Here is a 14,542-nt window from a genome sequence, read left to right as displayed (position 1 = left end):
GCTGCCCGGCCGGAATCAGCCGGGACCTGAAAACCACCAGCGGGGCAGTAACCGGTTAACGCCGGGCTGCAGAAAGCGATCGTCGATCAACCAGATCACGCCCCGGTCGTCCGGGGTGCGGATCACCCGGCCGGCGGCCTGGGCCACTTTCTGCAGGCCGGGAATCAGGTAGGTGTAGTTGTAGCCTTCACCGAAGCGCTGCTGCAGGCGGTCTTTGAGGATTTCGTGCCAGGCATCGAAGGGCGGCAGGCCCAGGGTAGCCACGAAGGCGCCGATCAGCTGGTCGCCGGGCAGGTCGATGCCTTCACTGAACACGCCGCCGAGTACCGCGAAGGCAACTGAGCCTTCAGGTTTCTGGAATTCTGCTAGGAACTGCCGGCGCTGCTCCGGGCTCATGCCCGGTTGCTGGGCGCGTTGGGGAATATCCGGTGCGTGTTGCGCCAGGGTGTCACTCACTTCCTTCGCATATTTAAAGCTGCTGAAAAACGCCAGGTAATGGCCCGGCCGTTCCCGGTATTGCCGGGCGATCAGTTCGGCGATGGGTTGCAGCGAACTCTCACGGTGCACCTGCCGGGTGCTGATGCCGGGGGTGAACTGCACCTGCAATTGTTCGGCGCTGAACGGGCTGGGCAGGGAGGTGAAGCGGGCGTCTTCAGGCAGGCCCAGCAGGTCCCGGTAATAGACGCCGGGGCTGAGGGTGGCGGAGAACAGCAGTACCGAGTGGGCAGCCTTGAAGCGCTCCGTGAGGAAATCCGCCGGGACCAGGTTCTGGATGGTCAGGCTGGCGCGGCCCCGGCCGGTGCGCTGGAACTCACACAGGGAGTGGTCACCGAAGCTGTCCGCCAGCTTCATAAAGGCCACGCTTTCGAACATCACTTCCTGCAGGGCCAGGTCCGGCGGGTTGTCGGCCAGGTAATCGGTGATCACAGAAACCATGGCCTGCAACGCGCCCAGTAATTGCGGTGGCAGAGTCGCCAGGAACACCGGCTGGGGCTGTTCGCCGTGATCCCGGATCAGCGCTTGCCAGGCCCGGGCGGTTCGGTCGAGCGCCGCTTTTACCGGTTTGGGGGCAATCTTCTTCAGCTTTAACAGCCGCTGCTGCTCCAGCTGCACCGAATACATGCCCCGGGCACGGTCCACCAGGTTGTGGGCTTCGTCCACCAGCACGCTGGCCTGCCAGTTGTTCTGGCGGATCAGGCCGTGCAGCAGGGCGGACTGGTCGAACATGCGGTTCACATCAGCGATCACCAGGTCACTCCAGCGGGCCATTTCCTGGGCGAGGAAGTAGGGGCAAATGTCATGCCCTGCGGCGATTTTCGCCAAATTCTGCTGATTTAACGGCTCTTTGCTCTGCACCGCCTCGGCCCGGGCATCGGGCAGGCGGTCGAAGAAGCCTTTTGCCAAGGGGCAGGACTCGCCGTGGCAGGCTTTGTCCGGGTGTTCACAGGCGTCGTCTTTCGAAACCAGTTCCAGGGTACGCAGTGGCCAGGGCTGCAGTTCATCCTGCGCGTGCCGCAGCTTATCCACAGCATCCAACGCCAACTGCCGGGCGGTGTTGCGGCAGGTGAGGTAGAACAGCCGGTCCTGCTTTGCGGCAGGCATGGCCATCAGGGCCGGGAACAGGGTACCCAGGGTTTTACCCAGGCCAGTGGGGGCTTCCAGCAGCAGGGTGCCGGCTTTGACCGAATTCTTGTACACGGTTTCCGCCAGCTGCCGTTGCCGGGGGCGAAAGTCCGGGAACGGAAAGGTCAGGGTGGCCAGCAGGGCATCGCGCTGTTCCCGGTGATGTTCTTCCTGCTCGGCCCAGGCTTGGTAGCGGCCACACAGGGTTTCCAGTTCCTGCCAGAGTTCGTCGGCCTTGGCGGTTTCGGTGAGCACCGTTTCCTTGTCCCGGCCGGTGTCGTAATACACCAGCGCCAGCTCCACGCTTTTGCGGTTTTCCTGCCGGCACAGCAGGGCGCCGTAGGCCCGTAACTGGGCCCGGTGCAGGGCACGCTGGTGGGGGCGAATGCGGGACACATCCCCCCGGTGGGTCTTGATTTCTTCCAGCCGGTTCTTGTGCGGGTTATAGCCGTCAGCCCGCCCGGAAAGCTCCAGCTCCAGGCATTTACCGGTAAGTGAATACTCGCTTTTATAGCCGTAGCCACGCTTTGACTGGATTGCCTGATGGCCGGCAATGCCCTCTTCGCTGGTGGGCGCCGGGGTATAGCGGAAGTCCAGGTCGCCGTGGCGGGCCGCGAATTCACAGAGGGTACGGACCGCGACTTTCACACGCTCGCCTCATCGCCATCCCAGCGCACATAGCAGACGCTGGCCGGGATGCCTTGCCGGGCGAAAAAGTGTAACCAGCGAACCTGGTGGTCCTGCAATCGGTCGCCGGGGCCTTTTACTTCGATCATTTCATAACGCTGTTCAGGTTGCTCGGCATCCGGCATCAGCCGGATCAGGTCCGGGAAGCCGCTGCGATGTTCCTTGATGTTGTGAAGCAGCCGGCGGAACAGGGCATCCAGGTGGTAGGCGGGAATGCAGTGCAGCGCCAGTTCCAGCAGGGCTTCATCCAGTACCGGCCAGAATACGAAGGGATTGGCGATGCCCTGTTTGGCCTGAAAGGTGTCGCGAATGTGCTGTTTATAGGCATGGGTTTTCAGCAGGCCAAAACGCTCCTCAAATGCCTGCGCGCGTCGGGCGACAAAGTCTTCCCGGGTCAGGTCCGCCGGGCCGATATGGAACGGATGGAAGAAGGCGCCGGGGATGGGTTTGAAGATCACCGGCCAGCACAGCAGCCCGAACAGGGCATTGATCAGGGTGTTTTCCACATAGACCACCGGTGCCGCCTCTGTGCTCAAGTGCTGAACCGCCGCCAACTCCACGGTGCCGGTGTCTGGCCTTGGCAAGGTGAGGGTGAATTCCCGCAGCGGAGGGTTATCCACAGGCTCGGGTTTGTCGGCCCCCACCTTGGGCGCCAGCCGCTTCAGCAGGCGACCCAGGCCCTGGGCTTCAGCATCACTCAGTTGTGTAGTCTGCCACTGGCAGGCAATGGCCCAGGCATCGTCAAAGCGCTTCATCCGCTCCAGCAACCGCAGCTGTTTCAGCCGCGCTTCCCGGTGGCCGCTGGCCGCCCATACCTGCAACGCCAGTTCCTGTTCACCCTGGCGTTCCGCCTGCCGGCCCAGTTCCAGCAACAATCGGTCCCGTCGGCTGGTGAGCCAGGGGTTATCCACAGGCCCCGGAACATCGGGCCAGACGTCCACCGCCGGTTCGCCGTTGTCGAGCCGTTCCCGGCACTGGTGCATTTGCAGGTAACAATCCACTTCTGCCCGGTGCTGAAAGGCGCGGGATTCCGGGGTAAAGGGCACCGGCTCGAACTGCTGCACGCCCAGTTCCACCAGCACAAAATCGGTCCAGCTCTGGCGCAGGTTGCCGAAGAACATCAGGCGGATGCGGTCGAACAGGGCCATGTCCTGGAGCTGGACGACTTGCGCAGCTTCACCGTCATCAGGCATCCAATCCCGCAAAGGCCTGGGTTCGCTGAACGGTTCCGCCAGCAGCTCCTGCATCTGAGCCTTGCCCAGCGTTTTCGGGTGGCCCTGCTCCTGCAACCAACCGCCAAACAGCGGCCGCAATTCCGCCAGGGTAAACAGCCGGAACAAATCATCCAGGCTCAGCTCCGGCCGGTTATCCAGCCAGCCCTCCTGTACCAATAACTTGAGCGCCTCGGCCTCCGGCACTGGCAGTTCCGAATAACGCAGCTTGTCGGCCCGGAACAGCTCACCGGTGCGCATGACCATGCGCGTGAGCAAGGCCCGGGGGCCGGTCCCGAGGTTTGCAAACGCCGACAGCCGGTTTCGCTCCCGATCGGTCAACAAATCCGAGTGATGATCGGCCACCCAGGACACAATAGTGTCCATGTTGCTCAGGTAATAAAGGGGGTCTTCAAGGTTTGCTGTTTGCGGGCGCTGGCCCGTGAATTCTGTCGTCATAGGGCTGGGACTGTAATCCATGCACAAAAATTAATCATCACACACCTTGCTAACTCGCTTAATGATAACTATTATCATTTTCATCGAGACAAGGAGGACGCCATGAAATTTCTCTGCTCACGCCACCGCCAGATGTTTTCCAACCTGTCCTTAACTGAACAGAACGACCTGTGGCTGTTCTGGATGGAGTACGCCTTCACCTTCTGCGAGAACCAGGATACCGAAAAGATGATTGCCGCCACCGGCAGCGCCTTTGACCTGGCCTGCCTAGCGCGGGCTGACCACCCGGACTGCATGCATGTGGAGCTTACCCTGGCCGCCATTCTGGTGTGCCGGGCCCTACACGACCGGGGCGACCATACCGCCGCAGACTACGTACTGTTCAGCGCCCTGGAAAGTCTGCAATCGGCCGAGCCCTGCCATGGTAGCCCCAGCGGCTGTTGCAGTACTGATGAATGCATCGAAGTGCTGCTCGATACCCCACGCCAGGCCGACTTTTTCTCAGAGTACCTGAACTGGCCAGACATTCCCGCATCCTACCCCACACCGCAAACCGCTATGGCGGCGCACTGAACTTCGGAGGCTCTATGGGAATGGCGCTCTTAAACCCGAATCTGACCCAGACCAACCACTACCAGCATGTGAACTGGTCCGCTGCACCTGACAACAGGCAGGTTTCCATCTCGATCTCGGCCGACTCCCTGTACCGGCTTCTGAAAAACCACCAGCTGCACGTGGAAGACCTGACCTGCCTGGATGCGGAATCCAGCGCCCGGGTGCGGAAAATGCTGCTCGACCTGGTGCGCTGACCGAACGCGACCTTCTTTGTCGCAAGTCACAGGTATCCTTTGTTCTGCAACCTGGCGCACCCTCTGCGAATCCGGGAGCGCTTAAGGTAAGCTGTTTGCCATCTATTCCAGCGAATTCCGCAGCTAAGGACACCCATGGCCGCCATTGAACCCGGCTTTCATGCCATCCACGCCAACCACCTGGAAGACCTGCGCCGCGCCGTGGTCTATATCTGCCGGCAGAACCCCATGCCGCCGCTGCAGAGTGAGACCTTTCTGGTGCAGAGTAACGGCATTGCCCAGTGGCTGAAACTGGCACTGGCGGAGAAGCGTACCGAGGATGGCGTGGAAGGCGGCCTGGGTATTGCCGCCGGCATGGATTTCCTGTTTCCCGCCCGGTTTATCTGGCAGGCCTACCGGGCGGTGCTGCCCGATGGCGAAGTGCCGGAACAATCTCCCTTCGACAAGCACCGGCTGGTGTGGCGCCTGTACCGGTTGTTGCCGCAACTGGTCGGGCAGGATGAGGCCTTCACGCCGCTGGCGCGATTCCTGGATGGCCGCGATACGGAACTGCGCAACTTCCAGCTGGCCGAGAAAGTGGCCGACCTGTTCGACCAGTACCAGGTGTTCCGGGCCGACTGGCTGGCCGCCTGGGAGCAGGGCAGGGATGTGGTAATCACCGCTCGGGGTGAAGAAAAGGCCCTGGATGCGGAAACCCTATGGCAGCCTCTGCTCTGGCGCAAGCTGGTCGAAGACACCGGCAGCGAGGCCCACACCAGCCGCTCGCAGATCCACACCCGTTTCATGGAACAGGGCCAGCGCATCACTCAGCCCGCCAACCCGGGCCGGTTGCCCAAACGCATCGTAGTGTTCGGGGTGTCATCCCTGCCCCGGCAGGCACTGGAAGCCCTGTATGTGTTAAGCCGGTTCAGCCAGGTGGTGCTGTGCGTGCACAACCCCTGCCAGTTCTACTGGGCCGACATCATCAGCGACCGGGAGCTGCTGAAAGCCGAGCGTAAACGGGGCGCCGCGCATCCGGTACTGTCACAGATCGACGATCCGGACCAGCTGCACCAGCACGCCAACCCGCTGCTGGCGGCGTGGGGTAAGCAAGGCCGGGATTACATCCGGCTGCTGGATGAATTCGACAACCCGGACGACTACCGCGCCAGCTTCCAGACCCCGGGCCAGAAAATCGACATCTTCACCGACCATGGCGCTGTGGATAACCCCTGCCTGCTGCATCAGTTGCAGAACGATATCCACAACCTGACACCGCTTCAGGAAATCCGCGAACAACAGCGCACCGTCGACCTGGCCCGGGACCATTCCCTGGTGTTCCACGACGCCCACGGTCCCCAGCGGGAAGTGGAAATCCTGCACGACCAGCTGCTGGCCGCGTTCAATGCCGACGAATCGCTCAGACCCCGGGATGTGATCGTGATGGTGCCCGATATCAACGTGTACGCGCCTCATATTCAGGCGGTGTTCGGCCGCTATTCACCCGGCCGCAAGCGCCACATTCCGTTCACCATTTCCGACCAGGGACAGCGCCACCACGAGCCGGTACTGATTGCCCTGGAAACCCTGATGTCACTGCCCCGCAGCCGCTTTGGCGTGAGTGAGATCATCAGCCTGCTGGAAGTGCCCGGCATTCGCGACCGCTTTGATATCAGTGAGGATGAAATTCCCCTGGCCCGGCGCTGGGTGGAAGGCGCCAACATCCGCTGGGGCCTGCACGGCGCACACCGGGAAAGCCTGGACCTGCCGGCAGAGCTGGAACGTAACACCTGGCAGGCTGGCCTGCGGGCCATGCTGCTTGGCTACGGTATGGGCGATGACGAGCCCTGGGGCGGGGTAGAGCCCTATGGCGAAATCGGCGGGCTGCAAGCCAGTCTGGCCGGGCGCCTGGGCGAGTTCGTGCATCAGCTGGAGACCCTCTGGCAGGCCCTGCAAACCACCCGCACACCCGGCGAGTGGGAAACGCTGTTCTCCACCATGCTGGAGCAGTTTTTCCACAAGGTGGAGGGCCAGGACCTGCTGTTGCTGAACCGTTTCCGCCGTCAGCTGGAGCAGTGGCTGGACGATGCCCTTGCCGCCGGCCTTGATAACCAGCCGCTGCCCCTGAACATCGTCAAAGATGTGCTGCTGCAGGGCCTGGACGAAGGCGGTCTGAACCAGCGTTTCCTGGCCGGCAAGGTGAACTTTGCCACCCTGATGCCGATGCGCGCCATTCCCTTCCGCAAGGTGTGCCTGCTGGGCATGAACGACGGCGATTACCCTCGCTCCCGGCCGCCGGTGGATTTCGACCTGATGGCCCAGGATTACCGGCCGGGGGACCGCTCCCGCCGGGAAGACGACCGATACCTGTTTCTGGAAGCCTTGTTGTCCGCCCGGGAACAGCTGTACATCAGCTGGGTGGGGCGCAGTATCAGGGACGACTCTGAACGGCCTCCCTCGGTGCTCATCGGCCAGTTGCAGGACCACCTGGACAGCCTGTGGACCGTGGCCGGGCAACCGGAACTGGCGGTTACCCGGGCCCTGACCACCCGGCACCCGCTGCAACCGTTCAGCCGGGATTACTTCCCGAAAACCAACGGCGTGGGCGCAGGCGAAGAGGCCCAACCCAAACCGCTGGCCGAGGTGCTGCAGGCCCGGGGCCTGTTTACCTATGAACGGGAATGGCGCAGTGCCCACGCTGTGGATAACTTGGAGCAGGGCCGGGAAGCCCTGCCATACCAGGCGCCGGAAGAGCCAATCAGCCTGAATGAACTGGCGAACTTCCTGAAAAAGCCCATCGACACCTTCTACCAGCGCCGGCTGCAGGTGCGCTTTGAAGACGTGGAAGACGAAGACACCGACAACGAAAACTTCGACCTGAACGGCCTGGACCGCTGGCGCCTGGATAACGAACTGATCCAGGACAGCGTACTGAAAGCCGCCAGCGAGGAAGAGCTGCACGAACGTCTTGCAACCAGCCTGGACCGCATGGCCCGGCGCGGCGACTTGGGCATGGGCGTCACCGAACACCGCCTGCGCACAGAGCTGGCCGGCCGGGTGCCGGACCTGTTCGAGCGCTATCGGGGCGCCCTGGCGGAATGGCCGGAAGTGGTGGCCGAGCCTTTACCCTTCGAGTTTCGCTATACGAGTGACCTCGGTTCGGCAGAAGTGGCGGACCTGATCGACAACCTGCGCTGTAATCCACAAGGGCAATTGTGCCGGCTGGTCATCGCCAGCTCCGGCCTTCTGCGCAGTTCAGGCAGTGGCAAGAAAGTCCGCTACGCCAACCTGCTGCGGGACTGGCTGATTCACCTGGCCGGGCAGCTCAGCGGCCAGCCGTTTGAAACCCTGATCCTCGGTAAGGAAGAAGGCCGCAAATTCCACTTCCCGATAATGGCCCCCGAGCAGGCACGAAAACATGTCGAAGCCATTCTGGGCCGCTGGATGGAAGCCACCACCCGGGCCCTGCCCATTCACTGCGAAGCCGGCTTTGCCTGGGTCACCAGTTTCTACGGCGGCAAGAAATACGTGGGCGACCACGAGCGGGCCATCAGTGAGGCAGAGCAGGCCTACACCACCGCCCTGGAACGGGACACCGGCTACCTGCGCGGCGCCTTTGAAAGCCCCGAGGCGCTGATGGCCAGCGGAGAGTTCGAAGCCTTGCTGCACCAGCTTTACGTGCCTCTGTGGGAAGCGGAGCAGGGCAAATCGGCGGCGGAGCAGGTGGGTTACCAGGAGGAGCAGGCATGAATCAGACAATCGCAAACCGCAACCCGAACCTCGACCCGCTGGCACTGCCCCTGAACGGCAGTGCGCTGATCGAGGCCAGTGCCGGCACCGGCAAAACCTTCACCATCGCCATCCTGTATGTGCGTCTGGTGCTGGGCCATGGCCAAAGTGAAGACAGCCCGCTGCAGAACCTGCTGCCACCGAACCTGCTGGTGGTCACCTTTACCGAAGCCGCCACCAAGGAGTTGCGAGACCGCATCCGCACCCGGCTGACCCAGGCTGCCGAGGTGTTTTCCGGTGCCGCCCACAGCCTGGAACCGACCCCGGAAACCGCACTTATCCACAAGCTTCGGGATAGCAGCTACCCGGACCCGGCCAGCTGGCCCGACTGCCGCAAGAAACTGCTGCTGGCCGCCGAGTGGATGGACGAGGCCGCGGTGTCCACCATTCACGGCTTCTGCAACCGCATGCTCAGCGAGCACGCCTTCGACAGCGGCAGCCTGTTCAAGCTCACCCTGGAAACCGACCAGAGCGAGCTGTTGGAGGATGTGGCCCGGGACTACTGGCGCACCTTTGTCTACCCGCTGCCACCGGCCCTGATGGACGAAGCCCTGAGCCACTGGAAAACCCCCACCGACCTGCGCAAGGCGGTGCGCAACCTGATTGACGACCCAGCCGCCCTGGGCACACCGCCAGAGAGTGTCCACCAGGCCATCAACCAGGTGGTCAGCGAGCGGCTGGCCCGGGCCAGTGAACTGAAAGCCCACCCCTGGGCCCAGTGGCAGCAGGAAGTCACCGACCTGCTGAACGGCCTGAACAAAGCCAAGCGTCTGAACGGCAACAGCAAAAACGCCATGCTCAAGGTCTGGGACAGCCTGCTGGCCTGGGCTGAATCCGACGAGCTGCTGCCGGAGAAGCTGGACAGCGCCGCCGGTTACAAGAACCAGACCCCCGAAGGCCTGGATAACATCCTGAAAGGGGAGGAGCCCGGCCCCCATCACCCGGCCTTCGACGCCATCGAAGCCTTGATGGCATTCGGCCAGAACCTGCCCAGCGCCAAATCCGATATCCTGCGCCACGCCAGCCACTGGGTTGCCGCGCGGCTGGAAGCGGAGAAGCAGCAACGTTCGGAAATGGGCTTTGATGACCTGCTCACCCGCCTGGACGACGCCCTGCATGGCCCCCGGGGCGATCAACTGGCCGCCACCATCCGCCGCCAGTTCCCGGTAGCGCTGATTGACGAATTCCAGGACACCGACCCGGTGCAGTACCGCATTTTCAACCGGATCTACAACGTAGAAGCCAACCAACCGGACACCTGCCTGCTGATGATCGGTGACCCGAAACAGGCCATCTACGGTTTCCGGGGCGCCGATATCCACACCTACCTGCAGGCCCGGCTGGGCGTACAGGCCCGCACCTACACCCTGGGCACAAACTACCGCTCCGCCGATACTATGGTCAGCGGGGTGAATCGGGTGTTCGAGTACAGCGACCAGCAAAGCCCGAAAGGCGCCTTCCTGTTCGGCAAAGGGGACAGCACGCCACTGCCGTTCCAGAGCGTGGCGGCCAACGGCACCAAACGGCTCTGGGCCGTAAACGGAGAGATCCAGCCCAGCCTGGTGTTCTGGACCCACGAATCCGGAGAAGAGGACAAGGAAGGTAACCCCAAAGGCCTCGCCAAAGGCACCGCCACGGCCGATGTAGCCGAAACCTGCGCCAGCGAGATTGCCCGCTTGCTAACCCTGGGCCAGGCCGGGCAGGCAGGCTTTATCCTGCCAGATAACCCGGCCGACCTGGAGCCCGTCGAACCCAAAGACATCGCCGTGCTGGTGAACAACCGCAACGAAGCCGCTGCGGTGCGCGATGCCCTTGGCCGCCGGCGCATCAAGAGCGTGTACCTGTCGGACCGGGATTCGGTGCTGACTTCCCGGGAAGCCAAGGAAGTGTTGTGCTGGCTGCGGGCCTTCGCCGAGCCCCGGCAACTGGCGTTTATCCGCGCCGCGCTGGCGACGCCGACCCTGGGCCAGAGCTGGCAAGCGCTGGATCGGCTGCTGACCGACGAGCTGGTGCTGGAGCGGGAGATCGAGCGCTTTCAGGGTTACCAGCAGCAATGGCAAAGCCAGGGCGTGTTGCCCATGCTGCGCAGCTTTCTGATGGACTTCGAGGTGCCTGGCCGCCTGCTGCAGCGCCCCGACGGTGAGCGAAGACTGACTGACATCCTGCACATTGCCGAACTGCTGCAGCAGGACAGCCTGCAACTGGACGGCGAACATGCCCTGGTGCACCACTTCACCCAGATCCTGCGGGCGGCAGACGAAGAAGACGAACACCGCACCCTGCGCCTGGAAAGCGACGCCGGGCTGGTGAAGGTGATCACCGTGCACAAATCCAAGGGCCTGGAATATCCACTGGTGTTCCTGCCCTTCGGCACCGCCTTCCGGGCCGAGAACCCGAAGCAGGCGTATGTTCGCTACCACGACGACAGCGGCAAGCTGGTAACGGTGTTCGACCCGACTCCGGAAGACCTCGAACAAGCCGACCAGGAACGTCTGGGCGAGGACATCCGCAAACTGTACGTGGCCCTGACCCGGGCCCGATTTGCCACCTGGGTGGGCGCAGCGGCTGTGGATAACTGGCACCAGAGTGGCCTGGGCTATGCGATTGCCGGAACACCGGAGCAGCCCATCAGCCAGGCCCTGGCCCCGCTCGCGCTAGGCCGCCCGGAAATCCAGGTTACCCCGCTGCCGGAAGCCGAAAGCACAATGTTCACCGAAACCGCCCCGGAAGCCCTGGGCCCGGCGCTGGTCTCCACCCGGGAAGCGAAGGAAGACTGGTGGATTGCCAGTTACTCCACCATCGAATACACCGGCATGGCAGGCACCGGCATTACCTTCACCGGCGAGGTGGAAGACGCCCAGACCCAGAACCTGCTGGAAGAAAGTTCCCAGAGCGACACTGATGAGACACCCGCCGTGCCTGCCGCACGCGACCACCATCACTTCCCCAAGGGCGCCGGCCCCGGCACTTTCCTGCACGAGTTACTGGAGTGGTGTACGGCCCAGGGCTTCCAGCGGGTTGTGGATAACCCCGAGCTTCTACACGAGCAGCTGGCCCGCCGTTGTGGCACCCGGGGCTGGGGCGACTGGGTGGAACCCCTGCAACAGTGGCTGCTGGCGCTGATCCGGAAACCGCTAAAGCTGGACCGGGAAGGGCAACAAAGCGCCAGCCTGGCGCAACTCGACAGCCTGCGCCCGGAACTGGAATTCTGGTTTGAAAGCCGCAACGTCAGCATCCGGCAACTGGATGCGCTGGTCACCCGTTATACCCTGAACGGTGCCGACCGGCCCCGGGCCGAGGCCAACCGCTTCAACGGCATGCTCAAGGGCTTTATCGACCTGGTGTTCGAACATAAGGGGCAGTATTACGTGCTGGACTACAAATCCAATACCCTGGGTGAGGACGACGCCGCCTACACCGACCAGGCCATGGGCGAGGCTATCCTGGCCAAGCGTTACGACCTGCAATACATCCTCTACCTGCTGGCCCTGCACCGACTGCTGAAAGCCCGGCTGCCGGGGTACGACTACGACCAGCACATCGGCGGCGCGGTATACCTGTTCCTGCGCGGGGTGAATTCCGCCAGCGGCGGAGCCTTTACCGACAAGCCACCCAGAGCGCTGATTGAACAACTGGATGCCCTGTTCGATGGCCAGCCGGTTGCCGGGGAGGTGGCCGCATGAGCCGTACCCGCCATACTGATAACCAGTTTGCCCTGGACCTGGGTGACGACATGCCGGTGAACACAACGGCAACGGAACCGTGTAAGCCTGTGGATAACTCACAGCTATTGGCCCACCTTGACGACACCGAGGCGCTGTTAGGGCAATGGCAACAGGCCGGCTGGATTCGCCCGCTGGATACCGGCTTTGCCCGGCTGATCAGGGAACTCAGCGAAGAGCAGGGCGAACGCCCGCAACCACTGGTGCTGCTGTTGGCGGCACTGACTTCGCACCAGGTGGGTCGGGGCCACGTCTGCATCGACCTGGCCACACTGCTGGCCGATGCCGGCCATACCCTGGCGCTGCCGCCAGAAGAACCGGCCCACACCGGACTGTCCGAAGCCGAGGAGACCAACCTGCAAGGGATTTATCCACAGGAGCTGCTGGCGCGGGTACAACTCGCCGATTGCCTGGCGGCCCTGCAAGGCTCGCTGGCAGTCAGTGATGGCTCCGTGCCGACACCGCTGGTACTGAACGGCACCCGGTTGTACCTACGCCGGTTCTGGCGCTACGAACAGCGTATTGCCGACGGCATCCAGCAACGGCTGGCCTTGCCATCAACCCTGGCTGACCCGCAATCAGTGGCCGCGCAAACCTTATCCACAGCCCTCAACACGCTGTTCCGGTCCACCGAACCGGTGGATTACCAGAAACTGGCCTGCGCTCTGGCGGCCCGTAACCGCTTTGCCGTGATCACCGGTGGCCCGGGTACCGGCAAGACCACCACCGTGGTGAATCTTCTGGCAGCCCTGCAGGCCGTGGCCGGGGAAAGCCCGGAACGGGCAGGGCGCAAGTACCGTATCCGCCTGGCCGCACCCACCGGCAAGGCCGCCGCCCGGCTGAACGAATCCATTGGCGGTGCGGTCAGCAAGCTGCCACTGGCCGACCTGCCCGGCTCCGTGAAACTGGAGGACATTCCCACCAAGGTCACCACCCTGCACCGGCTACTCGGTAGCCGGCCCGACACCCGCCAGTTCCGCCACAACCGAGACAACCCGCTGCTGGTGGATATCCTGGTGATCGACGAAGCCTCCATGGTGGATGTGGACCTGATGGCCTCGGTGTTCGACGCTCTGCCCGCAGGTGCCCAGCTGATTCTGCTTGGCGACAAAGACCAGTTGGCCTCGGTGGATGCCGGCGCGGTGCTGGGCGAGCTGTGCCAGCGGGCCTTCGACGCCCACTACACCCCGGACACCACCCGCTGGCTGGCCGTCATCACCGGTGCCCAGGTACCGGCCAGCCTTGTGGATAACTCCGGCCAGCCACTCGACCAGGCCGTGGCCATGCTGCGCAAGAGCCATCGTTTCGGGCAGGACAGCGGTATCCGACAGTTAGCAGAAGCCGTCAACACCAGCGCGCTCACCAGCCAAGTACTGGGGCAGATCCGAGATGCCGAGTTTGAGGATGTGATCTGGCTGAATGGCGGCACGCCGAAACCAGATCCGGAACAGACCCAGGAGTTGATTTGCTACCACGCCATCACTGGCACTCCGGAGAGTTTCCGCAATGCCGGACAGGGGCGGGTGGTGAATGGAAAGGTACTGCCTCCGCCGGTGGGCTATCGCCATTACCTGGAAGTTATCCACAACTCTGGCTTAACCGCCGACAGTCCCCGAGAAGCCTGGGATGCCCACGCCGCAAATGCGCTGGAAGCCTTCAACGACTTCCAGGTTCTATGTGCCTTACGCAAAGGCCCCTGGGGCGTGGAAGGCTTAAACCAGCAAATCGCCCAAAAGCTGCTGGCGGAGAAACTGATCGAAAAAACCGAAGGCTGGTACCCCGGCCGCCCGGTGCTGGTGACCGGTAACGACTACAACCTCGGCCTGATGAATGGGGATATCGGCATCACCTTCAGCGTGCCTTGGGATAAGACCGAAACCGGCGAGCCCAAACAGACCCTTCGGGTAGCCTTCCCCAGCGGTGACAGCGCAGGCGGCATTCGCTGGATTTCCCCAAGTCGCCTTCAGCAACTGGAAACGGTCTACGCCATGACCGTGCACAAATCCCAGGGCTCGGAGTTCAACCACACCTGCCTGGTACTACCAGACCGGCTCAGCCCGGTACTCACCAAGGGGCTGGTCTACACGGGCATCACCCGGGCCAAGAACTGGTTCAGCCTGATCACCGGGGACACCCAGGTATTCCGGGGAAGCGTGGAACAGCAGGTGGTGCGGGCTTCCGGGCTGGCTCTGCGGCTTGTGGATAACAAGCCGCAGAGCTTTGATTAAGGGAAAAGCAACCCGAATGAAAGATGTCGTGCTAC

Annotated in this window: 7 protein-coding genes; 5 read left to right on the top strand and 2 right to left on the bottom strand. The window is 62.8% G+C overall.

Annotated features, from left to right (window positions below):
* Positions 1–15: 15 nt before the first annotated feature.
* Together Q668_RS14850 and Q668_RS14845 are read right to left on the bottom strand one after the other, a co-directional pair.
* Positions 16–2,271, bottom strand: a complete 2,256-nt coding sequence (locus tag Q668_RS14850) for an ATP-dependent DNA helicase (RefSeq protein ID WP_022990417.1) — start codon at positions 2,269–2,271, stop codon at positions 16–18.
* Positions 2,268–3,980 (bottom strand): VRR-NUC domain-containing protein, encoded by a 1,713-nt coding sequence (locus Q668_RS14845; protein ID WP_022990416.1) that lies wholly within the window; start codon positions 3,978–3,980, stop codon positions 2,268–2,270. Before Q668_RS14845 ends, Q668_RS14850 begins: the two co-directional genes overlap by 4 nt.
* Before the next feature lie 102 nt (positions 3,981–4,082).
* Between Q668_RS14845 and Q668_RS14840 the strand changes: the two genes are divergently transcribed.
* The 5 genes from Q668_RS14840 (at position 4,083) to recD (ending at position 14,507) form a co-directional block, all read left to right on the top strand.
* On the top strand, positions 4,083–4,553 hold the full coding sequence (locus tag Q668_RS14840) for a hypothetical protein (RefSeq protein WP_022990415.1): 471 nt from the start codon (positions 4,083–4,085) through the stop codon (positions 4,551–4,553).
* Between the two features lie 20 nt (positions 4,554–4,573).
* Positions 4,574–4,789, top strand: coding sequence for a hypothetical protein (locus Q668_RS14835; RefSeq protein WP_022990414.1), 216 nt, complete (start codon positions 4,574–4,576; stop codon positions 4,787–4,789).
* A gap of 135 nt (positions 4,790–4,924) precedes the next feature.
* The gene (gene recC, locus Q668_RS14830) at positions 4,925–8,518 is read left to right on the top strand and encodes an exodeoxyribonuclease V subunit gamma (protein WP_022990413.1); all 3,594 of its coding nucleotides are present in this window, start codon (positions 4,925–4,927) and stop codon (positions 8,516–8,518) included.
* Entirely contained in the window at positions 8,515–12,240 is a 3,726-nt protein-coding gene (gene recB, locus Q668_RS14825) for an exodeoxyribonuclease V subunit beta (RefSeq protein ID WP_022990412.1), read from the top strand. Before recC ends, recB begins: the two co-directional genes overlap by 4 nt.
* The gene (gene recD / locus Q668_RS14820; protein WP_022990411.1) at positions 12,237–14,507 is read left to right on the top strand and encodes an exodeoxyribonuclease V subunit alpha; all 2,271 of its coding nucleotides are present in this window, start codon (positions 12,237–12,239) and stop codon (positions 14,505–14,507) included. The genes recB and recD overlap by 4 nt, the downstream gene beginning before the upstream one ends.
* Positions 14,508–14,542 lie beyond the last annotated feature (35 nt).

Source organism: Marinobacter sp. ES-1, from assembly GCF_000475255.1.
Lineage (GTDB): Bacteria > Pseudomonadota > Gammaproteobacteria > Pseudomonadales > Oleiphilaceae > Marinobacter > Marinobacter vinifirmus.
The sequence above is the reverse complement of the archived record's forward strand: the minus strand, read 5'-3'. Positions and strand labels throughout refer to the sequence as shown.

What these genes read in the sequence shown, in the direction of transcription:
- Q668_RS14845 (WP_022990416.1), bottom strand. Translation starts at nt 3,980, where the DNA reads ATGACGACAGAATTCACGGGCCAGCGCCCGCAAACAGCAAACCTTGAA.
- recB (WP_022990412.1), top strand. Translation starts at nt 8,515, where the DNA reads ATGAATCAGACAATCGCAAACCGCAACCCGAACCTCGACCCGCTGGCA.
- Q668_RS14840 (WP_022990415.1), top strand. Translation starts at nt 4,083, where the DNA reads ATGAAATTTCTCTGCTCACGCCACCGCCAGATGTTTTCCAACCTGTCC.
- recD (WP_022990411.1), top strand. Translation starts at nt 12,237, where the DNA reads ATGAGCCGTACCCGCCATACTGATAACCAGTTTGCCCTGGACCTGGGT.
- Q668_RS14835 (WP_022990414.1), top strand. Translation starts at nt 4,574, where the DNA reads ATGGCGCTCTTAAACCCGAATCTGACCCAGACCAACCACTACCAGCAT.
- recC (WP_022990413.1), top strand. Translation starts at nt 4,925, where the DNA reads ATGGCCGCCATTGAACCCGGCTTTCATGCCATCCACGCCAACCACCTG.